Annotated in this window: 21 protein-coding genes and 1 tRNA gene; 14 read left to right on the forward strand and 8 right to left on the reverse strand. The window is 67.1% G+C overall.

The window, feature by feature from the left end; all coding sequences use genetic code 11:
• Positions 1 to 14: 14 nt before the first annotated feature.
• The 5 genes from GGR25_RS22225 to tkt all read left to right on the forward strand — a co-directional run bounded on the left by GGR25_RS22225 (position 15) and on the right by tkt (position 6,505).
• Entirely contained in the window at positions 15 to 1,307 is a 1,293-nt protein-coding gene (locus GGR25_RS22225; RefSeq protein ID WP_183401079.1) for a glycoside hydrolase family 130 protein, read from the forward strand.
• A gap of 280 nt (positions 1,308 to 1,587) precedes the next feature.
• A complete protein-coding gene (locus tag GGR25_RS22230; RefSeq protein ID WP_183401080.1) occupies positions 1,588 to 2,529 on the forward strand; it encodes a substrate-binding domain-containing protein in 942 nt (313 codons plus the stop codon).
• Between the two features lie 71 nt (positions 2,530 to 2,600).
• A complete protein-coding gene (locus GGR25_RS22235; protein ID WP_246410185.1) occupies positions 2,601 to 3,572 on the forward strand; it encodes an ABC transporter permease in 972 nt (323 codons plus the stop codon).
• 2 nt (positions 3,573 to 3,574) lie between these two features.
• The gene (locus GGR25_RS22240; RefSeq protein WP_183401081.1) at positions 3,575 to 4,348 is read left to right on the forward strand and encodes an ATP-binding cassette domain-containing protein; all 774 of its coding nucleotides are present in this window, start codon (positions 3,575 to 3,577) and stop codon (positions 4,346 to 4,348) included.
• A gap of 147 nt (positions 4,349 to 4,495) precedes the next feature.
• The gene (tkt, locus tag GGR25_RS22245; RefSeq protein WP_183401082.1) at positions 4,496 to 6,505 is read left to right on the forward strand and encodes a transketolase; all 2,010 of its coding nucleotides are present in this window, start codon (positions 4,496 to 4,498) and stop codon (positions 6,503 to 6,505) included.
• A gap of 41 nt (positions 6,506 to 6,546) precedes the next feature.
• Here the strand turns inward: tkt and GGR25_RS22250 are convergent, their stop codons facing one another.
• Entirely contained in the window at positions 6,547 to 7,278 is a 732-nt protein-coding gene (locus tag GGR25_RS22250; protein WP_183401083.1) for a GntR family transcriptional regulator, read from the reverse strand.
• 201 nt (positions 7,279 to 7,479) lie between these two features.
• Between GGR25_RS22250 and deoC the strand changes: the two genes are divergently transcribed.
• From deoC to GGR25_RS22265, 3 genes are all read left to right on the forward strand, one after another.
• Positions 7,480 to 8,478 carry a deoxyribose-phosphate aldolase gene (deoC, locus tag GGR25_RS22255; RefSeq protein ID WP_183401315.1) on the forward strand — a complete coding sequence of 333 codons (999 nt, stop codon included), beginning with the start codon at positions 7,480 to 7,482 and terminating at the stop codon, positions 8,476 to 8,478.
• 47 nt (positions 8,479 to 8,525) lie between these two features.
• The gene (locus GGR25_RS22260) at positions 8,526 to 10,901 is read left to right on the forward strand and encodes an aldehyde dehydrogenase family protein (RefSeq protein WP_183401084.1); all 2,376 of its coding nucleotides are present in this window, start codon (positions 8,526 to 8,528) and stop codon (positions 10,899 to 10,901) included.
• A 127-nt stretch (positions 10,902 to 11,028) separates the two neighbouring features.
• Positions 11,029 to 11,922 carry a sugar phosphate isomerase/epimerase family protein gene (locus GGR25_RS22265; RefSeq protein ID WP_183401085.1) on the forward strand — a complete coding sequence of 298 codons (894 nt, stop codon included), beginning with the start codon at positions 11,029 to 11,031 and terminating at the stop codon, positions 11,920 to 11,922.
• 178 nt (positions 11,923 to 12,100) lie between these two features.
• Here GGR25_RS22265 and GGR25_RS22270 read toward each other — a convergent pair.
• Positions 12,101 to 12,175, reverse strand: a tRNA-Gly gene (locus GGR25_RS22270).
• A gap of 277 nt (positions 12,176 to 12,452) precedes the next feature.
• Between GGR25_RS22270 and GGR25_RS22275 the strand changes: the two genes are divergently transcribed.
• Positions 12,453 to 12,617, forward strand: coding sequence for a hypothetical protein (locus GGR25_RS22275; protein WP_183401086.1), 165 nt, complete (start codon positions 12,453 to 12,455; stop codon positions 12,615 to 12,617).
• Between the two features lie 44 nt (positions 12,618 to 12,661).
• Here GGR25_RS22275 and GGR25_RS22280 read toward each other — a convergent pair whose 3' ends face one another.
• Positions 12,662 to 13,156 carry a cytochrome b gene (locus GGR25_RS22280; protein ID WP_183401087.1) on the reverse strand — a complete coding sequence of 165 codons (495 nt, stop codon included), beginning with the start codon at positions 13,154 to 13,156 and terminating at the stop codon, positions 12,662 to 12,664.
• Between the two features lie 252 nt (positions 13,157 to 13,408).
• Between GGR25_RS22280 and GGR25_RS22285 the strand changes: the two genes are divergently transcribed.
• Entirely contained in the window at positions 13,409 to 13,660 is a 252-nt protein-coding gene (locus GGR25_RS22285) for a hypothetical protein (protein WP_183401088.1), read from the forward strand.
• Between the two features lie 10 nt (positions 13,661 to 13,670).
• Here the strand turns inward: GGR25_RS22285 and GGR25_RS22290 are convergent, their stop codons facing one another.
• The gene (locus tag GGR25_RS22290) at positions 13,671 to 14,576 is read right to left on the reverse strand and encodes a histone deacetylase family protein (RefSeq protein ID WP_183401089.1); all 906 of its coding nucleotides are present in this window, start codon (positions 14,574 to 14,576) and stop codon (positions 13,671 to 13,673) included.
• A gap of 97 nt (positions 14,577 to 14,673) precedes the next feature.
• On the opposite strand from GGR25_RS22290, the gene GGR25_RS22295 reads away from it, so the two are divergent.
• Positions 14,674 to 16,014 (forward strand): MATE family efflux transporter, encoded by a 1,341-nt coding sequence (locus GGR25_RS22295; RefSeq protein WP_246410187.1) that lies wholly within the window; start codon positions 14,674 to 14,676, stop codon positions 16,012 to 16,014.
• Between the two features lie 4 nt (positions 16,015 to 16,018).
• Here the strand turns inward: GGR25_RS22295 and GGR25_RS22300 are convergent, their stop codons facing one another.
• Positions 16,019 to 17,095 (reverse strand): quinone-dependent dihydroorotate dehydrogenase, encoded by a 1,077-nt coding sequence (locus GGR25_RS22300; RefSeq protein WP_183401091.1) that lies wholly within the window; start codon positions 17,093 to 17,095, stop codon positions 16,019 to 16,021.
• A complete protein-coding gene (locus GGR25_RS22305) occupies positions 17,092 to 17,436 on the reverse strand; it encodes a DUF952 domain-containing protein (RefSeq protein ID WP_183401092.1) in 345 nt (114 codons plus the stop codon). Before GGR25_RS22305 ends, GGR25_RS22300 begins: the two co-directional genes overlap by 4 nt.
• A 201-nt stretch (positions 17,437 to 17,637) precedes the next feature.
• On the opposite strand from GGR25_RS22305, the gene GGR25_RS22310 reads away from it, so the two are divergent.
• Both GGR25_RS22310 and GGR25_RS22315 read left to right on the forward strand, forming a co-directional pair.
• The gene (locus GGR25_RS22310) at positions 17,638 to 18,279 is read left to right on the forward strand and encodes a S24 family peptidase (RefSeq protein ID WP_183401093.1); all 642 of its coding nucleotides are present in this window, start codon (positions 17,638 to 17,640) and stop codon (positions 18,277 to 18,279) included.
• A complete protein-coding gene (locus GGR25_RS22315) occupies positions 18,276 to 19,154 on the forward strand; it encodes a hypothetical protein (RefSeq protein WP_183401094.1) in 879 nt (292 codons plus the stop codon). The genes GGR25_RS22310 and GGR25_RS22315 overlap by 4 nt, the downstream gene beginning before the upstream one ends.
• On the opposite strand, the gene GGR25_RS22320 is transcribed toward GGR25_RS22315, so the two are convergent.
• The gene (locus tag GGR25_RS22320) at positions 19,155 to 19,781 is read right to left on the reverse strand and encodes a LysE family translocator (RefSeq protein ID WP_183401095.1); all 627 of its coding nucleotides are present in this window, start codon (positions 19,779 to 19,781) and stop codon (positions 19,155 to 19,157) included.
• Positions 19,778 to 20,827: a helix-turn-helix transcriptional regulator gene (locus tag GGR25_RS22325; RefSeq protein ID WP_183401096.1), complete on the reverse strand. Its 1,050-nt coding sequence runs from the start codon at positions 20,825 to 20,827 to the stop codon at positions 19,778 to 19,780. Before GGR25_RS22325 ends, GGR25_RS22320 begins: the two co-directional genes overlap by 4 nt.
• 179 nt (positions 20,828 to 21,006) lie before the next feature.
• On the opposite strand from GGR25_RS22325, the gene GGR25_RS22330 reads away from it, so the two are divergent.
• Entirely contained in the window at positions 21,007 to 23,454 is a 2,448-nt protein-coding gene (locus tag GGR25_RS22330) for an arylsulfatase (protein WP_183401316.1), read from the forward strand.
• The last annotated feature ends 18 nt before the right edge of the window (positions 23,455 to 23,472 follow it).

A 23,472-nucleotide genomic window follows, 5' to 3' on the forward strand; every position in this document is an offset into this window, starting at 1 on the left:
CGACCGAGACCATCTTGTCGCAACCTACCTTCCTGAACCGGCAGGCCCTTTATCTACGTCCCGATCCGGGGCGCGTCATCGTCCGCCCGTTCAAGCCCGCGATCGAGCCGCGCGACCTTCGTCCGGAAGAAAAGACTCGCGCCAACCACATCGTCGATCGCGTCCTGTCGCTCGATGCCGAGACCGCCGCGGATCAACTCGCCGAGGTGCTGGAGAATTTCGAAGGCCGGCATCGCAATCTCCTCGCGACCTTCGAGAGCCGTGCCGACGAGATGGAGGAGGCGCTCGCCGCCCATCCCGAATTCACCCAGCTGCAGCGGCGGCTGGTCGGCGCCTATTTCCTGCACGAATATTCGTTCGAGGCGGCAGCGCTGTTCAATCCGAGCATCGTCCCGCATCCCGACCAGACGGGCGTATCGGAAGGGGGGCTCCGCTTCGTCCTCAGCCTGCGCGCGGTGGGCGAGGGCCATGTCTCCTCGCTCACCTTCCGCTCGGGAACGATCGAGGCGCGGGGCAATATCGTCATCGATCCGACGGCCCGCCTCGCATCGATGCCGAAGCTCAAGCACCCTGTCAGCGAGGACGGCGCGGTTGAGGTGACGTTCAAGCACGATGTCGAACTCAGCGAGCGCGTGGTCTTCCCCGTCACCGAGGCCCAATCGAACGGCATCGAGGATGCGCGCTTCGTCGAATTCAAGGACCAGGGCAGATCGACCTATTACGCGACCTATACGGCCTATAATGGCCGCGGCATCCGCTCGGAGCTGATCGAAACGCGCGACTTCCTGTCGTTTCGCATGACGCCGCTACGGGGCTCTGCAGCGCGCAACAAGGGCATGGCGCTGTTCCCGCGGCGGATCGACGGCCGCTACGCGATGATCGCACGGCAGGACAACGAGAACCTCTATCTGATCTATTCCGACGACCTGCTCACATGGGATGGCGGCCAGGCGATCCTGAAGCCGGAATTTCCCTGGGAGTTCGTCCAGATCGGCAATTGCGGCGCGCCGATCGAGCTCGACGAGGGCTGGCTGCTCCTCACTCATGGCGTCGGCCCGGTCCGCAAATATTCGATCGGCGCCGCGCTGCTCGACAAGAACGACCCGTCCAAGGTGATCGCCCGCACGCGCGAACCGCTGGTGCGCCCGGATCAGTCCGAACGCGAGGGCTATGTCCCGAACGTCGTCTACACCTGCGGCGCGCTGCGGCACGGCGAGGTGATCGTCCTGCCCTACGCCGTCTCCGACACTTTCTCGAACTTCGCGACGATCCGGATCGACCAGCTCATGCGCAGCCTGACGGGGTAGTCGTCGCCGGCACGACAGGCCGGCGCGGGCCGACCACCTCAAAGCCCTCCGCGCCCATGTTCGCCGCGGTCCGCGTCTTCCACGGCCGGCCCTCCGACCTGCCACGCATCGGCCCGCTTCGACCAGCTTCGAGGCGCTCAATGTCGCCGGACTTTCCGAAAATCATGTTATAATGATGTACGTACAACACATTGACGGTTCGTCAGCATGTTGCTAGCGTTGGGGTGCTGGCTGCCTGGAGGATGGCTGATTCAGCGGAACAGGGTGGGAGGATAAGTCTATGAAGAAACGTGCCTTGGCTGGCGCGCTGCTGGCCGCCGCGACTCTGCTGGCGACCGTGGCCCATGCGGACGACAAGAAGCCCTATTACTGGATTTCGCACGGATCCCCGGCGGATCCCGTCTGGACCTATTACCTGGCCGGCGCCGAGCAATGGGCGAAGGATACGGGCAACACGGTTCAGACATCGTTCCACAATGGCGACGTGCCGTCCGAGCAGGAGGCCGTCCGGGCTGCGATCGCGGCCGGAGCGGCCGGCATCGTTGCGGCGAGCCCCCAGGCTGGCGCCCTCGTCGAACTGACGACCGAGGCCAAGGCCGGCGATATTCCGATCATCGCGTTCAATTCGAATGACGAGAGCGCGCATTTCCTGGCCTTTGTCGGCGGCGACAATTTCAAGGCCGGTGCCGAGACGGCGCAATATGCCCTCGACCACAAGCTCGTGAAGCCCGGCGACTTCATCTGGATGCCCGTCGAGGTGCCCGGCGCGACTTATGGCGCCGACCAGGAGAAGGGCATCGCCAGCGTGCTGAAGCCGCTCGGCATCACCTGGGAGGTGACCGAGGCGACGCTCGACCAGGCCGAGATCATCTCGCGCATGAGCGACTACCTGACCGCCAATCGCGGCAAGATCAACGCGATCTTCCCGCTGGGCGACCTCGTCTCGGGCAGCGTCAAGCGCGTCTTCGACCAGGTCGGCGTCAAGCCCGGCGAGATTCCGGTCGTCGGCTGGGGCAATTCGCTCGATACCGCCAATGAGGTGGTCGACGGCTATGTGCAGGCGGCGCATTGGCACGATCCGCAGGCGGCTAGCTATCTCGCGCTGTCGCTCGCGGCCATGGCCCGCAGCGGGATCACCCCGAACTTCAATATCCTGACCGGCTCGATGTACGAGAAGGACGACGCTCCGAAGTATATCGAGATGATGACTCCCAAGAAGTGATGCTGCCTGGGGAGGCGTGTACCGCTCGCGGTGCATGCCTCCTCTTTTTACCATCGCAATCCGAGGGCAGCATGTTTCAACGCCTCATCCGGCGTCCGGAAATCGGACCGCTTATTCTTCTGGTCGCCGAGTTCGTCATCTTCAGTGCCATGAGTCCGGCCTTCCTGTCCCTGAGCAATCTCAGCAACATCATGGCGTTCACGGTCGAACTCGGGCTGATGGCCCTCGCCATGACGCTGCTGATGACGGCGGGCGAATTCGATCTCTCAATCGGATCGGTCTTCGGCTTCTCGGCCGTGCTGATGTGGACCTTGTTCAACAGCGCCGGCATATCGCTCGAAGCCGCCTTTGCCATCACGATGGCCGTCAGCCTCTTCATCGGCTGGGCCAATGGCTACATCACGACGCTGCTCGCGATCCCGTCCTTCCTGGTGACGCTCGGCATGCTGCTGGTCGTGCGCGGAACGGCGCTCTACATCACCGACGGCTTCCCCCAGCGCACCTGGAGCGGCGGCCATAACTGGCTGACCGATGGGCTGGCGGGCTCGTTCTATATCGGCGGCTTCCGCTTCTATTCCTCCTTCGCCCTGTTCGCCTTCGTGGCCGTCGTCTCCGGCTATGTGCTGAGCTGGACCGCCTTCGGCAACTGGCTCCAGGCCGTCGGCGGCAACCCCAACGCCGCTCATGCCCGCGGCGTCAATGTCGCGCGGACGAAGATCGCCCTCTTCATGCTCTCTTCGGCGCTGGCGGCCCTCGCCGGCATCACGAGCTCGATCCGCACCGCGGCGTCCAATCCGAACAGCGGCACCGGCTATGAGCTCGAAGTCATCGCCATGGTGGTGATCGGCGGCACGGTGCTCACTGGCGGCCGCGGCACGATCGTCGGCACGGTGATCGGCGTGTTCCTGCTGCGCGTGATGCGCAACGGCATCGTCTTCGTCGGCGTGCCGGGCCTTGCCTACAACATCTTCATCGGCGCGATCATTCTCGGAATGATGATCCTGCGCGCCCTCTTCGCCCGGCGGAATGGTGGAGGCGCCTGAGCATGACCGAACAACTCATCCGCATGCGTGGCGTCAACAAGTTCTACGGGGCCGTCCAGGCGCTGCACGACGTCAATCTCGATGTCGGCAACCGGGAAGTCGTCGGCCTGCTCGGCGACAATGGTGCCGGCAAGTCGACCCTGATCAAGGTGCTCTCCGGGGCGGTTCCCATGTCCTCCGGCGAGATCCACGTGAAGGGCCGGAAGGTCGCGATCCGTTCGACCACCGACGCGATCGCGGCCGGGATCGAGACGATCTACCAGGATTCGGCGCTGGTTCCGCAGCTCTCCATCGCGCGCAACCTCTTCCTCGGCCGCGAGCCGATCAAGGGCTGGAAGTTCCTGAACCGCATGGATCAGGAATTGATGGAGCAGGTGACCAGGAAGCTGCTGAAGCGGGTCGGGATCGAGAAGAACATTCCGCCGACGACCGCGATCAGCGCGCTGTCGGGTGGCGAACGCCAGTCCGTCGCCATCGCCCGCGCCATGTATTTCGAATCGAACCTCATCATCCTCGATGAGCCGACGAACAATCTCGGCGTCGCCGAGACGCAGGGCGTGCTCCGTTTCGTCCGCGAAATGCGCGACGCCGGCCATTCCTGCATCTTCATCGCCCACAACATCCATCACGTCTTCCAGGTCGTGGACCGGATCATCGTCATGCGCGGCGGCCGTGTCGTGGCCGACAATATCGATCCGAAGACGACGACGGTTCAGGAGGTCGAGATGATCATCACCGGCGAGTCGCTGCTCGCCGGAAAGGCGGCGGCGCACTGAGAGACTGCGGCAGCGCGGGCCGGGCCTCCGGCCCCGCTGCCGCGAACGCCCGGGCCCGCCTGCGCGCGTTGGGTCGAGGGCGCGTCACCGGCGCACGCTGTCCGGACAACATAATAAGTCGAAGCATTCCCATTGAGGTCCCGAGCCATGAATTCCCCTGCCAAACGCGACATCGCCAACGCCATCCGGTTCCTGACGGTCGATGTCGTTCAGGAGGCCAATTCGGGGCATCCGGGAACGGCCATGGGCATGGCGGATATCGCCGAAGTGCTCTGGAACGACTTCCTCAGGCACAACCCGGCCAATCCGCGCTGGGCCAATCGCGACCGGTTCGTCCAGTCCAATGGCCATGGCTCGATGCTGATCTATTCGCTGCTGCATCTCTCCGGCTACGGCCTGACGGTCGAGGATCTGAGGCGGCACAGGAAGCTGCATTCGAAGACGCCGGGCCATCCTGAACATGGCATCACCGCTGGCGTCGAGACCACCACCGGCCCGCTCGGACAGGGCTTTGCCAATGCGGTCGGCATGGCGCTGGCCGAGCGCAAGCTCGCCGCGGAGTTCAATCGCGACGGCTTCCCGGTCGTCGACCATATGACCTATGTCTTCGTCGGCGATGGCTGCCTCATGGAGGGCGTCGCGCAGGAGGCCGCCTCGCTCGCCGGCGCGCTCCGGCTGGGCAAGCTCGTCGCGGTCTATGACGACAACAACATCTCGATCGACGGCGAGGTCGGCGGCTGGTTCGCCGACGATACCGCCGCGCGGTTCCGCGCGCTCGGCTGGAACGTGATCGCCGATGTCGACGGCCATGATCCGAAGGCCGTTTGGGACGCGCTCGCCGCAGCGCGGACGTCGCAGGACCGCCCGACCATGATCTGCTGCAAGACGATCATCGGTTTCGGCGCGCCGAACAAGCAGGGCAAGGAAGAGGCGCATGGCGCGCCGCTGGGGGCCGACGAGGTCGCGTTGACGCGGCAGGCGCTGGCCTGGGATCATCCGGCCTTCTTCGTTCCCAACGAGATCTACGCGGCCTGGGACGCCCGCGCGCGCGGCGCTGTGCAGGAGGCCGCCTGGAACGACTTGTTCGCGGCCTATCGCGCGGCGCACCCCGACCTCGCCGCCGCATTCGAGCGGCGCATGGCGGGCCAAGTACCGCCTTCCGTCGCGTCCTGGGTCGAGGAGGAGGCGCAGCGGATCGTCATCGCCGATCCCGTCAAGCAGCCGATCCGCAAAGCGTCCAGCCGGGTCGTCGGCAAGCTCGCCGCGCTGGTGCCCGAACTGATCGGCGGTTCGGCCGATGTCTCCGTTTCGACTCTGGCCTGGACCGCGGCGTCCCGGTCGATCACGGCGTCGGATTTCAGCGGAAACTTCGTGCATTACGGCGTGCGCGAATTCGGCATGTCCGCGATCATGAACGGCATGGCGGCGCATGGGGGGCTCATACCCTATGGCTCGTCCTATCTCGTCTTCAGCGACTACAGCCGCAATGCCGTCCGCATGGCCGCGCTGATGGGGCTGCGCGCGATCTTCCTCTACACGCATGATTCGATCGGCGTCGGCGAGGATGGGCCGACGCATCAGCCGGTCGAGCAGATCGTCGCGCTCCGCGCCATTCCGAATATCTCGGTCTGGCGTCCCGGCTCGGAACTCGAGGCGCTGGCCGCCTGGCAATCGGCCCTGGAGCGGAAGGGGCCGAGCGTCATCATCGCCGCACGGCAGGACGGGGCCGTCTTCGCGCACAGGCCAGACGATCTCGCGGGCATCCGGCGCGGCGGCTATGTTCTGCGCCAGCGCGGCGCGGGCAAGCCGGATGTCGTGCTGGCGGCAACCGGATCCGAACTTGCGCTGGCGCTCGCGGCCGCTGACCGGCTGGAGGCCGATGGTCTCATTGTCCGCGTCGTGTCGATCCCGAACGGCAATTTGTTCGCGCGCCAGGACGCGAGCTATCGCGACGAGGTCCTTGCGACCGGAACGCCGACCGTCTTCGTCGAGGCGGGATCACCCTTCTACTGGCACCAGTTCCTCAAGGGGCCGGGCACCGTCGTCGGCGTCGAGAGCTTCGGCGAATCGGCGCCCGGACCCGAGGTCTATCGCCATCTCGGCGTGACGGCGGACCGGGTCGTCGACGAGGCGCGCGCGCTTCTCAACGCGCGCTGAGCCGCCGATCCGGCGGAGGCCCTCGGCCGCAGCCCGCTCCGTCAGTAGCGGCGCTGCAGGTCGATGGTCAGTCGGGTCCGGTCCGGGTGGTGCCAGGACTCATAGTATTCGACGACCTTCTTGTTCTGGTCGTAGGTCACTTCCCGGTTGAACAGAACATAGCTGCCGAGTTCGACCTGGAGCAGCGAGGCCGTCCTCTGGTCGTTCAGCTTCGCGAGCTCGACCTGACGCTTTCCCGTGGTCGCGACGATGTCGTAGCGCTCGGCCAGATGGCGATAGAGGGACACCTCGTTCAGATCCTCCGAGGCGAGCAGGTCCGGCGTGCGCGAATAGGGCAGGTAATTGCGCACCACCAGGAACACGATGCCGTCGGCGAAGCGCAGCCGCTCCAGGAAGATCGCCTCGCTCTCGCCGATCTGGTCCGCGATATAGGGGGGCGCCGAGATGAGTTCCTGCCGCAGCACCCGCGTCGTCAGCTTGAAGCCGGCCTTGGCCATGCTCTCCTGCAGCGGATCGAGCTGCTGGACCATCTCGATCGGAACCTTGCGCTCCAGCACGAAGGCGCCCCGCCCGCGCTCGGTCTCGATGAGATTTTCCTGCGAGAGCGATTGCAGGGCCTGGCGCACGACGCTGCGCGACACCGAGTACTGCTCGCAGAGCTCGTTCTCCGTCGGGAGCTTGCTGCCGACCGCGAGCGCCCCCGACTGGATCTCCTGCTTCAGCACTTCGGCCAGCTGGAAATAGAGCGGGATCGGGGAGGTACGGTTGATCATCGGCGAATCTCCACCGGCGTGGCAGCCGGAAGTTTGTCATGTAAGCATAACAACAACACAACCGCCCTTGCCAACCGCGGAATGCGCTGGGCGGGGGGCCGGCTTCGTTGACAGTCATGTTGGCATGTTATACGTACAACATGATAGGTTTGGAAGCGATGGATCGGGGAGATCGGCGTGAGCGCTCATGAGGCGTCCAGCATGACGGATCGCGGCTTGCGCGTGGTTGCGGAGGGACGCGTGCAGGGACCCGAGCCGTCCAATCCCGGCATCCCTTTCGCCGCGGATCCGATCGAGGGTCTGCGCGTCAATCTTGCCGCCGCCGAGCGGCGGACATCTGCGCTCGCCGGGCGCCGCACCGTCAAGAAGGACTGGCAGGCGGCCTGGCTCGTCCGCGCGCTTCAATGCATCGACCTCACGACGCTCAGCGGCGACGATACGGCGGGCCGCGTGCGCCGGCTCTGCGCCAAGGCGATGCATCCGCTGCGCGCCGATCTTCAGGCGGCGCTTGGCCTCGCGGATCGGCGGATCACGACGGGCGCGGTCTGCGTCTATCACCGTTTCGTCGCGACGGCCGTCGACGCGCTGCAAGGCTCCGGCATTCCCGTCGCTGCCGTTTCTACCGGCTTCCCGGCCGGCCTTTCGCCCTTGGCGACGCGGCTCGAGGAAATCAGGGCCTCGGTGGCCGATGGCGCCGAGGAAATCGACATCGTCATCACGCGCGAGCATGCCCTCACCGGCAATTGGCGCGCGCTCTATGACGAGATCCGCGCCTGCAAGGAGGCGTGCGGTCCGGCGCATATGAAGACCATCCTCGGCACCGGCGACCTCCAGACGCTGCGCAATGTCGGCCGCGCCTCCTGGGTCGCCATGATGGCCGGCTCGGACTTCATCAAGACGTCGACGGGCAAGGAGAGCGTCAATGCCACGCTTCCCGTGACGCTGATCATGATCCGGGCGATCCGCGACTATCGCGAGATGACCGGCCATGTGGTCGGCTACAAGCCCGCCGGCGGCATTTCGACCGCCAAGGATGCGCTGGCCTATCTCGCCCTGATCAAGGAAGAGCTGGGCAATGACTGGCTGCAGCCCAATCTCTTCCGTTTCGGCGCCTCCTCGCTGCTGGCCGATATCGAACGCCAGCTCGATCACCATGTCACCGGACGTTACGCCTCGTTCAGCCACCATGCGATGGCCTGAGCGACCATCTGGTTGCGGCTGGTCAGGGCGTGATCCTGGAGATTCCCATGTCGATTGCCGAGATTCTTGAAACGATGGAATACGGTCCCGCCCCGGAAAGCGACAAGGAGGCGCGCGACTGGATCCGCAGCCTCGGCGCGGAGACGAAGCTGTTCATCGGCGGCGCCTGGCGGAAAGCGAAATCCGGCGCCTCGTTTGAAACCACCGCCCCGGCAACCGGCGAGGTCTTGGCGAAGATCGCGCATGGCGGGGCAGCCGATGTCGACGCGGCCGTGAAGGCGGCAGCGAAGGCGGGGCCGGCATGGAAGGCGCTTTCCGGCCATCAGCGCGCCCGCTACCTCTATGCGCTGGCGCGGCTCATCCAGCGTCACAGCCGCCTGTTCGCGGTCGTCGAGACGCTCGACAATGGCAAGCCGATCCGCGAGAGCCGCGACATCGATATCCCGCTGGTCGCCCGCCACTTCTATCATCACGCCGGCTGGGCGCAGCTCATGGACAGCGAGCTCGCCGATCGCGAACCGATCGGCGTCTGCGGCCAGATCATCCCGTGGAACTTCCCGCTGCTGATGCTGGCCTGGAAGGTTGCCCCGGCGATCGCGCTCGGCAATACGGTCGTGCTGAAGCCGGCGGAATATACCTCCCTGACCGCGCTGCTGTTCGCCGAGATGTGCCAGAAGGCCGGCCTGCCGGATGGCGTCGTCAATATCGTCACCGGCGACGGCGCGACGGGAGAGGCGATCGTCCGTCATCCCGAGATCGACAAGATCGCGTTCACAGGCTCGACGGAAGTCGGCCGGATCATCCGCGAGGCGACGGCTGGATCGGGAAAGAGCCTGACGCTCGAACTCGGCGGCAAGTCGCCCTTCATCGTCTTCGAGGATGCCGATCTCGACGCGGCCGTCGAGGGCGTCGTCGACGCCATCTGGTTCAACCAGGGCCAGGTCTGCTGCGCGGGATCGCGCCTGCTGGTGCAGGAAGGCATCCATGACCGCTTCGTCGCCAAGCTGCTGGCACGCATGGAGAAGCTTCGCGTCGGCAATCCGCTCGACAAGGCGATCGACATGGGTGCGATCGTCCATCCGGTGCAGCTGCAGCGCATCCGCGAACTGGTGGATCTCGGCATTGAGGAGGGGGCCACGCTGCATCAGCCGGCCGCCCGGCTGCCGGAGAAGGGCTGCTTCTATCCGCCGACGCTGCTGACCGGCGCGCATCCCGCGTCGACCGTCGCGCGGGTCGAGATTTTCGGGCCCGTGGCCGTCGCGACAACCTTCCGCACGCCCGCGGAGGCGGTCGAACTCGCCAACAACACCGAATATGGCCTCGCCGCCTCGGTCTGGTCCGAGACGCTGTCACTCGCGCTCGACATTGCACCCAAGCTCAAATGCGGCGTCGTCTGGGTCAATGGCACGAATATGTTCGATGCCGGCGTCGGCTTCGGCGGCTACAAGGAATCCGGCTTCGGGCGCGAAGGCGGCCGGGAAGGGCTCGCGGCCTATTCGCGGCCGAAGCGCATGGCGAAGGCTGTTCCCCTCCGTCCCGAGCCGCAGCCGGCGCTGACAGGCGACGCGATCGGCTCGGCCGCCGTCGACCGAACGGCGAAGCTCTATATCGGCGGCAAGCAGGCCCGGCCCGATGGCGGCTATTCGCGGCCCGTCCTGACACCCGCCGGTGCCGTCGTCGGCGAAGTCGGCGAGGGCAATCGCAAGGATATCCGCAACGCCGTCGAGGCGGCGCGCAAGGCCGCCGGCTGGTCCGGCGCCAGCGAGCACAATCGCGCGCAGATCCTCTATTACATCGCCGAGAATCTGGACGCGCGGGCGTCGGAATTCGCCGAACGCCTGTCGGCCATGACCGGCAAGCGCAAGCAGGACAGCGCGCGCGAAGTCGCCGCGTCGGTGTCGCGGCTCTTCTCCTATGGCGCCTGGGCCGACAAGTTCGAGGGCGCGGTGCATCGCCCGCCGATCCGTGGCGTGGCGCTGGCCATGAACGAACCGGTCGGCATTCTCGGCATCGCCTGCCCCGAGAGCCCCAGCCTGCTCGGCTTCGTGTCGACCTTCGCGCCTGCGATCGCCACGGGCAACCGCGTCGTCGTCATTCCTTCGGCCCGTTATGCGCTGGCCGCGACCGACTTCTACCAGGTGTTCGAGACGTCGGACCTGCCGGATGGCGTCGTCAACATCGTGACCGGGGACCGCGATGCGCTCGCCGCTGAACTCGCGAAGCATGAGGAGGTCGACGGCGTCTGGTATTTCGGCCCGGCGGAAGCGGCGGGCCGCGTGGAGAAGGCGTCGGCCGGCAATCTGAAGCAGGTCTGGGCCGAGACCGTGGAACGGGACTGGTTCAACCCCGCAGCGGGAGAGGGGCGCGAATTCCTCGCCCGGGCGACGCAGGTCAAGAACATCTGGATCCCGTACGGCGAGTGATGCCGCTCGACGGGGCGCCGGGATCCCGGCCACCGGTCGGGGGTCTGCGAAGGAGGCGATCTCACGGCCCTTCTCCTTCGATCGAAACAAGCGGCACTGAAGCGTGCCACAGGGAGGAGGGACTGCAATGAACAAGCTGGGTGTTCACGCGCTCGTCTGGGAAGCCGGATGGAGCCATGACGAATGCAGGCGGGCGATCGAAAAGACCGCCGAGGTCGGCTATGACTTCATCGAGGCGCCGGCGCTCGATCCCGGCGCGATCGATGTCGATTTCACCCGCAAGCAGCTCGAGCGGAACCGGATCGGCATCAATCTCTCGCTCGGGCTCGACGCCGATACTGATATCTCCAGCGGCGACCGGGACAAGGCCGTGCGTGGCAAGCGGAAGCTGGAGGACGCCGTGCGCGTCGCCCGCGATCTCGGCGCGCAGTATGTCTGCGGCATCCTGCATTCGGCCTTCCAGAAGAACGTCGTGCCGACCACCAGCGCCGGCGTGGCGATGTCGGCCGAGGTGCTGGCAGAAGTCGCCGAGACGGCGGCGGCCAGCGGCATCACGCTCGGTCTCGAGGTGGTCAACCGGTACGAATCCAACGTGCTCAACACCGCGTCTCAGGGCGTGGAGCTCTGCAAGCGGATCGGCGCGCCGAACGTCAAGGTTCACCTGGACGTCTATCATATGAACATCGAGGAATCGGATATCGGCGCGGCGATCCGCGATACCGGCGCCTATATCGGCTATTTCCACACCGGCGATTCACATCGCGGCTATCTCGGCTCGGGGACGATCAATCTCGCCGAGGTTTTCCGGACGCTGGTCGCCATCGGCTATGCCGGCCCGATCGCGTTCGAGAGCTTCTCCTCGCGCGTCGTCGGCCAGCCGCTCGAAGGCATTCTCGGCATCTGGCGCAATCTCTGGGAAGACGGCCACGACCTCGCCTCCCACGCCCTGATGTATACGCGCGCCCAGCTGAAGGCCGCCGAGGAAGCCCTCAAACAGGCCGAACGCAGCCGCCTCCCCTGATCCGTACCGCCGCTTCCGCTGCGGGCCGGCCGGCGGAGCGATCGGGAGCCAGGACCCGCCGCGTCCCGCCGATTCGGACGCGGTACCAGACCAAAGAGCGGATGCTTCGCACAGCCCCAAAACGCAAAAAGCCGCGGAATTCCGCGGCTTTTTCGCATTCCGGTGGGTGCCGGAAAATTGGAGCGGGCGATGGGAATCGAACCCACGACATTCAGCTTGGGAAGCTGACGTTCTACCTCTGAACTACACCCGCATTCCTGGCTGCCGAGATCGGTATGATCGCGGGCCTGGCGCGCGAGCGGGCGGAGGGCCCGTTCGCATCGGTCCGTTTGTAGCCGCTCGACCCCCGCTTGATCAAGGTGCCCGCTCGGCGAGCGGGCGCTTTTCGGTCAAGGGTACCAGAGGCGGACGGTGAGTCCGCAGCCACTTCGGGCGGACGGCCGTGCGGAGGCGGTCGGCTGAGGCGGGGCTTGTCTTCGTGTAGCGATCTGCGATCTTTTCTGGAATTCTTCCAGAATGGGCACGGGCCGATGCTGATCGCCGCCACGCTCTCGCTTGCCGTCGCCTTTGCGGCCCGCCGGTTCGGCGTCACGCCGGTGCAGATCCGCGCCGTGGCGGCCGATCCGCGCTGGATCGGCGCGGCCGTTCTGGTCGCGCTGGCTCTGGTGGCCGGGCTCGCCCTGCTGCTGCGGTAAGGCGCGCCCGATGCTGCTCTGGATGAGCGCGTGTGGTGCCGGTCTCAGGCGCCCGGCTTCAGCATCCGCATCAGCAGGCCGTCGCGCAGGAAGAACTGATGCCAGAGCGCGGCGCCGGCGTGGAGGACGATGAGGATGATGAAGATCGGCTTGCCCAGTTCGTGTACATCGCCCGCCTCCGGCGTCACCCAATAGGCGACGATGCCGGAGATCGGCACGGCGATCAGCAGCACATAGAACAGGATGTGGGTGATCTTGGCCGCCAGCACGATCGCAGCCGGGCCGTCCACCGCTGACGGTGCGCCGTCGCGCAGGCGGATGAACAGGCGGAACAGCGCCAGCGCCAGAATGGCGAAGCCGACCCAGATATGCGCCGTCGCGAGGCTCGCATCCGCCCCGTCGACCGCCTCGCCGGGCTTGGCATCGATGACAGTCGTCATGCTCTCGCCGAAGATCAGCTGGAAGAACACGAGCAGGACGATGGCCCAGTGTAGGGTGATCTGCGTGGCGGAATAGCCGCGCTCGGCAGGATGGGCCATGATGGTGCTCCGCTGGCTCGATAGATTAGAATCACTCTAATCCGATTGCCGCAATCCGCAATCGGCTCGTGCTGCGGCGCAATGGTTCAAGCGTCGCCCGGGCCGGCTGCCGCGCCGTGGGTGATGATCGTCACAGGCCGGAAGTGACCCGCATCACTTCGGCGGGAGCGGCAAAGTGATTGAACCTTCTCATGACGAGCGGCGTTGATATGCCGCGGACGAGAAGGGCTCCGCCAGAGCGGGGAAAACAAAATGGCGATCTTCAATTTCAAAACCAAGGCCAGCGTGATCGCCACGGCGGCGATCGTTGCCTTCGGTGTCACCGCCTATGGCAACCAGGCCGTCAGCCGTGGCAATGGCGCGCCGGACCCGACGGCGATCGGCACCTTCGAAAAGGCCTCGGTCGGCGGCCGCACCGGCTGCGAGGTCCAGTCCTGGCCCTATATCGCGCCGGAATGCCTGCAGGCCTCGGGCGAAGCCGCCAAGCCGGCGCGCCGTATCTGAGCGCCGTTGATCAGCCGGCCGACGCCGCGGTGGCGGCCGCGAACAGAAGCGCGTGGCGGCGGGCGATCGCATCGATATCGGCGCCATAGCCGCCGCCGATGACGCCGACGAGCGGGATGCCGCGGTGCACTGCCTGCCCGATCACCAAACGGTCGCGCTCCGCGAGGCCGGCATCCGAGAGCGCCAGACGGCCGAGCCGGTCGTCGCGATGCGGATCCACTCCCGCATTGTAGAACACGATGTCGGGATGCGTCCGCTCGATGAGCGCGGGCAGCACCGAGCGCAGCGCTTCCAGATAGGCCGTGTCCTCCAGATCGTCGTCCAGCGCCAGATCGATCGTCGAGCGGCGCTTGCGTACGGGATAGTTCCGCGCCGCATGCAGCGAGAGTGTCGTCACAGTCGCGTCGCCCTCGAAGATGTCGGCAGTGCCGTCGCCCTGGTGCACGTCGCAATCGACGACGAGGGCGGTGCCGATCGCGCCGTCCCGCATCAGCACGCGGATCGCGACGGCGACATCGTTGAAGGTGCAGAAGCCGGCGCCTTGGCTCGCCCGCGCATGATGGCTGCCGCCCGCCGTGTTGCAGGCGATGCCGGCTTCGAGCGCCAGGCGTGCGGCGCGAATGGTCCCCCCGGTCGCGGCGCGGGCGCGGCGCATCACCGTCTCGTTCATCGGCAGGCCGATCTCGCGCTCGATGGCGGGCGGCAGCGTGAGCGAAAGCACCTGATCGACATAGGCCGCGTCATGGGCGAGCGAAAGCTCGGCGGCGCTCGCCGGCTCGGGCTCGATGAAGCCGTGCGGCGCGAGGCCGGATTCGCGGAGCACTTCGGCGAGACGGCGATATTTGCCCATCGGGAAGCGATGCTCCGCGGGAATTTCGGCCGTATAGGCGGCGTGGTGCACGATCGGCAGCGGCATGGTGGGGAAGGATAGGCGAGGTCCGTTCCCGCGTCGACGCGAAAGCCGAAAGCGGCTATTGGCTGGGCAGCCCCTCTCGTCTCACGCCGCATCCATCTTGCACGCCAGCCCGCCGGACGCCGCCATCCGTCCCTTCACCGTCACGCATCGCGGCATCCTCGCGATCGCCGTGCCGATGACGCTCGCCTATCTCTCCACGCCGCTGCTCGGTTTCGCCGATGTCGCGGTGATCGGGCGGCTCGGCGATGCCGCGCTGATCGGCGGCATCGCGCTCGGCGCTGTGGTGTTCGATTTCCTCGGCGCGATCTTCTATTTCCTGCGCAGCGGCACGACGGGCTTTACGGCGCAGGCTTTTGGCGCCGGCGACCGGGTCGAGATCCAGGCGACCTTCTTCCGTGCCGTGCTGATCGCCTTTGCCGGCGGCCTTGCCGTCGCCCTCCTGGCGCGCCCGCTGCTGCCGCTGGTCATCGCGGCCTTCGGCGCCAGCCCGGAGGTGAGCGCGGCGACGCTGCGCTACGCAGAGGTGCGCATCCTCGCGACGCCGTTCATGCTGGTCGGCTATGTGCTGCTCGGCTGGCTGCTCGGGCTCGGGCGTTCCGGCTTCGCGCTGGTGCTGCAGACCGTGCTCAACGGGCTCAACATCGTCCTCAACATCGCCTTTGTGATGGGGCTCGGATTCGGCGTCGCGGGAACGGCCGCCGCCACGGCGCTCAGCGAGGCGCTGGTTGCCTGCATCGGCCTCGCGCTCATCCTGCGTTCGTTCGCGCGCGCCGATCGGCCCTCGCGCATGCGCGTCCTCGATCGCGCGGCGCTCATCCGCATGGTCGCGGTCAATCGCGACATCATGATCCGCTCCTTCGCGCTCCTGTTCGCCTTCGCCTTTTTCGCCTCGCGCGGCGCGGCGCTCGGCGACACGCTGCTGGCGGCCAATGCGCTGCTCATGAACTTCTTTCTCATCGGGGCGTATTTTCTCGACGGCTTCGCCGCGGCGGCGGAACAGTTCGCCGGCCGCGCCGTCGGCGCACGCTACCGCCCTGCCTTCGAGCGCTCGGTAAAGCTGACACTTGTCTGGGGCTATGCGCTCGCCTTCGGCGCGGCGGCGCTCCTGTTGCTCTGCGGACCCGCGCTGATCGACTTCATGACGGTCAATCCCGACGTGCGCGCGGCCGCGCGGACCTATCTCATCTGGGCGGCGCTGACGCCGATCGCTGGCGTGCTTGCCTTCGAGATGGACGGCGTCTTCATCGGCGCGACCTGGACGGCCGACATGCGCAATATGATGCTGCTGTCGCTGGTGCTGTTCTTCGCCGTCTGGTTCATTGCCGGGCCGATCCTCGGCGCGCACGGCCTCTGGCTCGCGCTCGTCGTCTTCCTGTCGGCGCGCGGGATCACGCTGTTCCTGCGCATGCGCCGGCGGATCGCGGCGACCTTCGGCTGATACGTCAGGGCGTCTCGCGCGCCCATTTGTCCGTCTCCAGGCCGACGGCATCGGCGATCGACGCCAGCCCGCGCCGGTCGAGGATGCGCGAGAGGCCCGTCAGGATCTCGCCGACGAGGCCGGGGCCGCCATAGACGAGGCCGGTATAGAACTGCACGAGGTCGGCGCCCGCCGCGATCTTGGCGAAGGCGGTCTCGGCCGAATCGACGCCGCCCGCGCCGATCAGCGGCAGGTCCGGCCCGACCATGCGGCGGAACTGCGCCAGCGCGATCGTCGACATGCGGAAGAGCGGGCGCCCGGACAGGCCGCCGGTCTCCTTGGCGAACCCCGTCTCGATGAGCGGCGGACGGCTGACCGTCGTATTGGAGATGATAACCCCGTCGATGCCGCGCGCGAGCACCACTTCGGCGATGTCCGCGCGGCCATGCTCGTCCATATCGGGCGCGATCTTGATGACCAGTGGCACGCGGCGCGCCTCGCTGTCGCGCGCCTCCACGACGCGCGCCAGCAGCTCGTCGAGCGCGGCGCGGCCCTGCAGGTCACGCAGGCCCGGCGTGTTGGGCGAGGAAACGTTGACGGTGAAATAGGAGGCGAGGCCGGAAAAGGCGCGGATCGCGGCGACGTAATCCGCGATGCGGTCCGGCGAATCCTTGTTGGCGCCGATATTGACGCCCACGATGCCACCGCGGCCTTGCCGGGCGCGGAGACGCTCGAGCGCCGCCGCATGGCCCTTGTTGTTGAAGCCGAGGCGGTTGATCACCGCGCCGTCGCGCACGAGGCGGAAGAGCCGCGGCTTCGGATTGCCGGCCTGCGGGCGCGGCGTCACCGTGCCGATCTCGACGAAGCCGAAGCCGAGGCCGAGCAGCGGATCGGCGACCTCGCCATTCTTGTCGAGGCCGGCGGCGAGACCGAGCGGATTGGGGAAGTCGAGGCCCATCAGCCGGCGCGCGAGGCGCGGGTCGCGGTCCGGCCGCACGCGCGGCAGCAAGCCGCTCGAAAGCGCCTTCAGCGAGAGGCCGTGCGCGGTCTCCGGATCGATACAGAAGAGGGCGGGACGCAGCAGGGAGGAGAAGGCGTTCAAGCCGCGCGCTCCGGGAAGACATGCAGACCGTCGGCGCCGAGCGGCAAGGGCTCGACGAAGACGACGCTGGTGAGCGCCAGCGGCGCATAGAGATGCGGGAAGGGCTGGCCGCCGCGCGAGATCTCGTAGCGCAGCGCATCGCCGAGGCTGGCCTCGTCCACCGCGACGAGCAGGAGACCGGTCTGGCCGGCGAAATGCTTCGCGGCGGTCTCGCGCATCTGGTCGGCTGTCGACAGGTGGATGAAGCCGTCGGTGAGGTCGATCGATGCGCCAGCGAAGGAGCCGGCGCGCTCGGCCGCACGCCACAGCTCTTCCGGCACGATCTTGTAGATCAGGGTCATTTTCTTCCTCGAAGGATCAGCGGACCCTATCGGCGCGCGGCGACCCCGGCAAGGCCCGCGCGGCACGCCGGAGGGGCCGTCTGGACACGTTTCGTTCGCGAGGCTAAATCGAGAGACGAGGGAATAAATTCCTTCCCTGCGATTCGAGGGAATGCGCCCGCCTGGGGCTGTGTCGCCCGCTTCGCGGTCGGAGGGCTCGCAATGCTGTCACATGAGCGGATATGGGCGGCGATTGACCTTCTGGCCGAGCGCAATGCGCTGACGGCGTCCGGCCTCGCCCGCAAGGCCGGCCTCGATCCCACCACCTTCAACCGGTCGAAGCGCGTTGCCAGTGACGGCCGCCTCCGTTGGCCCTCCACCGAGAGCATCGCCAAGGTGCTCGAGGCGACGGGCGAGCAGTTCGACGTTTTCGTGCAGCTCCTGTCGGAGAGCGCCGACCCCTTCGACCGTCCCTTCCGCCAGGTGCCGCTCATCGGCTTCGCGCAGGCCGGCCGCGGCGGGTTCTTCGACGATGGCGGCTTTCCCGCCGGGCCCGGCTGGGACGAGGTCGTCTTTCCGCAGCCGGCCGGCGCCGAGGGCGTCTATGCGCTGGAGGTGGCCGGCGATTCCATGCTGCCGCTCTACCGCCATGGCGACATCATCGTCGTCTCGCCGACGGCCCCCTGCCGCGTCGGCGACCGCATTGTGCTGCGCACGACCGCGGGCGAGATGATGGCCAAGGTGCTGTCGCAGCGCGAGGCTGGCGCCGTCGACCTCGCCTCGCTGAACGCGGAGCATCCGCCGCGCCGCATCGCAGCCGACGAGATCGATTTCATCGCCCGCATCATCTGGGCAAGCCAATGAGAACGCTGCTCGCTGCCATCCTCCTCATCGTGATCGTGACGATGGCTGCCGTCGCCGCGTCCTGGCTCACCGGCTATGTTCGCATCGAGTTCGGCGACGAGCCGCCGCGGATCTCCGCCGAGCATCCGGCCGTGATCGAGCCGCCGCCGTCCGAGCCGGTTGCCGACGGGCCGCTGGACGAGGCGAAGGAGCCCGAAGTCGAGCCTCCCATCCCGGAAAAGGAGCGCCCAGCGGTCCGTATCGTGACGCCCGCGCCCGTGCCTGAAGTGGCCGCCGGGCCCGCGCCCGGCAACCCGCCGCCGGACGAAACGGCGGAGGTCGCGCCTGCTCCCGCGCCTTCGGCCGAAGTCGACCAGTCCGCCGCCGCCCCGCGGATCGTCGGCGGTCCTGGCATCACGCCCGGTCCCTTCGCCGCGCCAAGCCCTCTGCCGCGCGAGGCTGCGCCCCCTGTGCCCGAAGCGCCGGACTGGACCACCTATCGCCGCGTCACCATTGTCGGCGCGGGCGAGATCGATCTCGGCAAGCGCCGGATCACGCTCGCCGGCATCGCGCCGCCGCCGGCCGATCGGCAGTGCCGGCTGACGCAGCAGTCGGCGGAGCGTCCCTGCGCGGCGCTGGCCTTGCTCGCCCTGCGCCAGCGCGTGCGCGGCCTCGGCGTCCAATGCCGGTTCGCGCCCAATGCTGCGGAGGATGCCGCATCCGCGGATTGCCGGATCGGCGCGACGGATCTTTCGCTCTGGCTGATCGAGCAGGGCTGGGCGGAGGCGGCGGCCGATGCGCCCGCGGCCTATGGCGCCGCCGAGCAAGCGGCGCGCTGCGCGGCGAAGGGCCTGTGGCGCGGGGCCGAGCCGCCCGCCGATTGCCCGGCGCGCTGATCAGCTGGCGGCGCGGCGGAAGCTGGCGGCGAGCAGGCCGGCGCCGATCAGGAGCGATCCGCCGACGCGATTCACCGCCTGCTGCACCGAGGGCTTGCGGATCGTCCCGCGCGCCGCCGAGGCGGCCAGCGCATAGAAGGTCGCGTTGAGCGTCGCGAGCACCAGGAAGGTCGCCTCGAACAGCACCATCTGACCGAACAGCGGCGCCCCCGGCACGAGGAACTGGGGCACGAAGGCGACGAAGAAGATGATGCTCTTCGGGTTGAGCGCGGTCACCGCATAGGCATGGGCGAAGATCCGCCGCGCCTGCATCTGCGGTGCCGCCTGCTCGGCCGGCGTGCCGGTGGGCGCGCGCCAGAGCTTGATGCCGAGATAGACGAGATAAGCGGCGCCGATCCATTTGAGCGCCGTGAACAGCGCGGCCGAGGCGGCGAGCACGGCGCCGAGGCCGAGCATGGAGGCGGTCATCGCCGTGAAATCGCCGAGCGCGACGCCCGCGACGGTGGCGAAGGCGGACTTCCGCCCATGGCCGAGCGCATAGGAGATGACGAGGACCACGGTCGGCCCGGGGATCGCCAGCATCACCGCCGAAGCCGCCGCGAAGGCCAGCCAGTGCTCGAATGTCATGAAATGCTCCTCTCTTCCCTGGCCGCCTGCGACCCGCCGCGCGGATCAGCCGATCGTTCACGGTACTGGCCCGGCGCGGTTCCCGTCCAGCGGCGAAAGGCGCGCGTGAACGTTGCCTGATCGCTGTAGCCGAGCGTGGCGGCGATTGATGCGATGGTCAGCTCCTGCTGTTGCAACCGCTTCAGCGTTTCGCTGCGCCGTGCTTCGGCAAGCTGCTTCGAGAAGCTGGTCCCGTCCGCTTCGAGCTGGCGCTGGAAGCTGCGGACGCTGGTGCCGGCGGCCGCCGCGACGCGCTGGATCGTCGGCGCCTGGTCGCCCTGGATCATCAGCGCGAGGAAGGCGGCGAGCGAATGCGTCAGCGCGCCGGCTGAACGCAGGGACTGCGTATCGGCGAGCGAACGCGGGTTGAGCCGCTCCCGCGCTGCCTTGCTGAACCGGCGCTCCATGATCGATGCGTCGACGGTCATGGTGATGCCATGCGCCGTCGTCGCGACCACGCGCTCGCCATATCGGGCCCGCAGGTGCTCCACGCCGAGGACGGGATGCGGCGGAATCGCGAGCCGCGCGAAGCAGGGCGACGTCTCCCCGGTGGCGGCGAGAACGCGATCGATCATGGCGGCGGCGTATTGCAGCAGGTCGTGCAGCGTCTCGGCATCGAACCGATGGGCGAAGAATTCCCGGACGATGTACTGGCCCTCTTGCCGCTCGAACGAGACATGCTCGTGCGAGCAATAGCAGGGCAGGGCGGCGGCGACGCGTGCGAGCGCCTCGCCCGGCGTGGACGCGCCAAGCGCCACCTTGCCCAGCATGGCGATCTCGAGATTGCCGGTGGTCGCAATGATCCGGCTGGGCAGGTCCGGTCCATAGACCCGCGCGGCGTTGCGCAGCAGCGCGGCGGCGTGGACCAGAGGCACCGGCCGGAACGGGTCGACCAGCGCCGCCGCCGGCAGGTCGACCTCGGCGAGGCAGCGCTCGAGCGGCGCCCCCGCATCGGCGAGCCAGCGCAGCGTCGGCAGCAGCGCGAATGCGCGGATCAGTGGGATCATGACAGGCATCGCCTTGCGGCACCTCGCTCGAGCCGTGCGACCACGCGCCATTTTGGCGCCAAATGCCAATCCAGACCCTGCCCCGCTCGCTAGCCTATCGGAGATGCCACCTTGGCGTCAGGGGGCGAAGCGCGCCCGTGATGCCGGATCGAGCGGCGGACAAGGGAATGACGATGACCATGCGATGGAACCGATCTGCGCTCGCCGGCCTGATGGTCTTCGGATTGATCGGCGCCTTGCCCGCCGCAGCGCAGACCCTGACCGGCACCCTCGGTTCACCGTCGGCGACGACGACGATCAACGGCGCGCAACTGCCTCCGCCGCCACCGGCCTTCGGCGGCGTGATCAAGGAGAAGGCGTCGGACTCGACGCCATGGTGGCCGCCGCGCGTCGTGCCGCCCAAGGGTGCGCCGAACATTCTCCTGATCATGACCGACGACCAGGGCTTCGGCGCGCCGAGCACCTTCGGCGGGGTGATTCCGACGCCGTCGATGGATCGCATCGCGAATGCCGGGCTGCGCTACACCAACTTCCATTCGACGTCGCTGTGTTCGCCGACGCGCGCAGCGCTGATCACCGGCCGCAATCACCATTCGGTCGGCTTCGGCGTGGTCGGCGAGGTCTCGACCGGCTTCCCCGGCTACGATTCGATCATACCGGTCGACAAGGGGACGATCGGGACGATCCTGCGCGACAATGGCTATTCGACCGCCTGGTTCGGCAAGGACCACAACACGCCGTCGTTCCAGTCGAGCCAGGCCGGGCCGTTCAACCAGTGGCCGAACGGCATGGGCTTCGACTATTTCTACGGCTTCGTCGGCGGCGATGCGAGCCAGTGGCAGCCGAACCTCTTCCGCAACACGACGGCGATCTATCCGTTCGAAGGCAATCCCGGCTGGAACCTCGAGACGGGAATGGCCGATGAGGCGATCCAGCATGTGAAGCAACTGAAGGAGATCGCGCCGGGCAAGCCGTGGTTCGTCTATTACGTGCCGGGCGCAACCCATGCCCCGCATCATCCGACGGAGGAATGGGTCAAGAAGATCAGCGCCATGCACCTCTTCGACGCGGGTTGGAACACGCTGCGCGAGACGATCTTCGCCAACCAGAAGCGGCTCGGCATCATGCCGGCGAATGCCAAGCTGACGCCCTGGCCCGACACGCTGCCGAGCTGGGAGTCGCTCGATCTGGAATCGAAGAAGCTGTTCATTCGCCAGGCGGACGTCTACGGCGCCTATCTCGCCTATGCCGACCATGAGATCGGCCGCGTCATCCAGGCGGTCGATGATCTCGGCGAGCTCGACAATACGCTGATCATCTATATCGGCGGCGACAATGGCGCCTCCGCCGAGGGCATGCTCAACGGCACGCCGAACGAGTTCACGACCTTCAACAGCGTTTCCGTGCCGGTGAAGGACCAGTATCTCTGGTATCCGTTCTGGGGTTCGGAGCGCACCTTCCCGCATTTCGCGGCCGGCTGGGCCTGGGCGATGGATACGCCCTTCAAATGGGTCAAGCAGGTGCCGTCGCATTTCGGCGGCACGGCGCAGGGCGTCGCCATGGCGTGGCCGGGCCATATCCCCGAGGGCGGCGGCATCCGACGGCAGTTCGCGCATGTGATCGACATCGTGCCGACCATTCTCGACGCCACCGGCATCCCGGCGCCTGCCGCCATCGATGGCATCGTGCAGAAGCCGATCGAGGGCACGAGCATGACCTATACTTGGGACAAGGCCAACGCCGACGCGCCGACGCAGCATACGACCCAGTATTTCGAGATGCTCGGCAACCGCGCGATCTTTCACGATCGCTGGGTCGCGGCGACGACGCCGGTGACGCTGCCCTGGGAGCTCAGCACCAAGACGCCGCCCGATGTCATCACCGGCTACAATTGGGAACTCTACAACGTCGACAAGGACCCGACCCAGTTCGACGACCTGGCGGCGCAGATGCCGGACAAGGTCAGGGAAATGCAGGCGCTGTTCTATGCCGAGGCTGCGAAATACAACGTCCTGCCGCTCGACAATTCGACGCTCGCGCGCTGGAACACGCCGCGCCCGAGCCTGACCGCCGGCCAGACGGAGTTCACCTATTCCGGCGTGCTCAGCGGCGTTCCGGCCAGCGCGGCGCCGAGCATCCTGAACAAGTCCTACACCATCACGGCGGATGTCGAGATTCCCGACGGCGGCGCCGAGGGCATGATCGTCACCGAGGGCGGCCGGTTCGGCGGCTATGGGCTCTATCTCAGCAAGGGTGATTTCGGCATCGGCCGCGGCAAGGTGATCTTCCTCTACAATCTGCTCGACCTGAAGCGCACGATCTGGGAGGGGCCGCAGCTCGAGCCCGGCAAGCACACCATCGTCTTCGATTTCAGGTCGGACGAGCCCGGCCTCGGCAAGGGCGGCACCGGCGTTCTGTCCGTCGACGGCAAGGAGGTCGCGCGCAACACGCTCGATCACACGACGCCGGTCACCTTCCCGGAGGACGAGACCTTCGATGTCGGCCTCGATACCCGCACGGGCGTGGCGCTGGTCGAGGATCGCTACGAGTCGCCGTTCCGCTTCACGGGCACGATCGACCATCTGACGGTCAGCCTCCATCCCGACCAGGCGGCGGCCAAGCCATAGCTGAACTCACGGGTGGCG

The organism is Kaistia hirudinis, from assembly GCF_014196455.1.
GTDB classification, from domain to species: domain Bacteria; phylum Pseudomonadota; class Alphaproteobacteria; order Rhizobiales; family Kaistiaceae; genus Kaistia; species Kaistia hirudinis.

Coding starts and splice junctions, on each gene's coding strand:
- GGR25_RS22230 (WP_183401080.1), top strand. CDS start 1,588: ATGAAGAAACGTGCCTTGGCTGGCGCGCTGCTGGCCGCCGCGACTCTG.
- GGR25_RS22235 (WP_246410185.1), top strand. CDS start 2,601: ATGTTTCAACGCCTCATCCGGCGTCCGGAAATCGGACCGCTTATTCTT.
- GGR25_RS22240 (WP_183401081.1), top strand. CDS start 3,575: ATGACCGAACAACTCATCCGCATGCGTGGCGTCAACAAGTTCTACGGG.
- tkt (WP_183401082.1), top strand. CDS start 4,496: ATGAATTCCCCTGCCAAACGCGACATCGCCAACGCCATCCGGTTCCTG.
- GGR25_RS22250 (WP_183401083.1), bottom strand. CDS start 7,278: ATGATCAACCGTACCTCCCCGATCCCGCTCTATTTCCAGCTGGCCGAA.
- deoC (WP_183401315.1), top strand. CDS start 7,480: ATGACGGATCGCGGCTTGCGCGTGGTTGCGGAGGGACGCGTGCAGGGA.
- GGR25_RS22260 (WP_183401084.1), top strand. CDS start 8,526: ATGTCGATTGCCGAGATTCTTGAAACGATGGAATACGGTCCCGCCCCG.
- GGR25_RS22265 (WP_183401085.1), top strand. CDS start 11,029: ATGAACAAGCTGGGTGTTCACGCGCTCGTCTGGGAAGCCGGATGGAGC.
- GGR25_RS22275 (WP_183401086.1), top strand. CDS start 12,453: ATGCTGATCGCCGCCACGCTCTCGCTTGCCGTCGCCTTTGCGGCCCGC.
- GGR25_RS22280 (WP_183401087.1), bottom strand. CDS start 13,156: ATGGCCCATCCTGCCGAGCGCGGCTATTCCGCCACGCAGATCACCCTA.
- GGR25_RS22285 (WP_183401088.1), top strand. CDS start 13,409: ATGGCGATCTTCAATTTCAAAACCAAGGCCAGCGTGATCGCCACGGCG.
- GGR25_RS22290 (WP_183401089.1), bottom strand. CDS start 14,576: ATGCCGCTGCCGATCGTGCACCACGCCGCCTATACGGCCGAAATTCCC.
- GGR25_RS22305 (WP_183401092.1), bottom strand. CDS start 17,436: ATGACCCTGATCTACAAGATCGTGCCGGAAGAGCTGTGGCGTGCGGCC.
- GGR25_RS22310 (WP_183401093.1), top strand. CDS start 17,638: ATGCTGTCACATGAGCGGATATGGGCGGCGATTGACCTTCTGGCCGAG.
- GGR25_RS22315 (WP_183401094.1), top strand. CDS start 18,276: ATGAGAACGCTGCTCGCTGCCATCCTCCTCATCGTGATCGTGACGATG.
- GGR25_RS22320 (WP_183401095.1), bottom strand. CDS start 19,781: ATGACATTCGAGCACTGGCTGGCCTTCGCGGCGGCTTCGGCGGTGATG.
- GGR25_RS22325 (WP_183401096.1), bottom strand. CDS start 20,827: ATGATCCCACTGATCCGCGCATTCGCGCTGCTGCCGACGCTGCGCTGG.
- GGR25_RS22330 (WP_183401316.1), top strand. CDS start 21,007: ATGCGATGGAACCGATCTGCGCTCGCCGGCCTGATGGTCTTCGGATTG.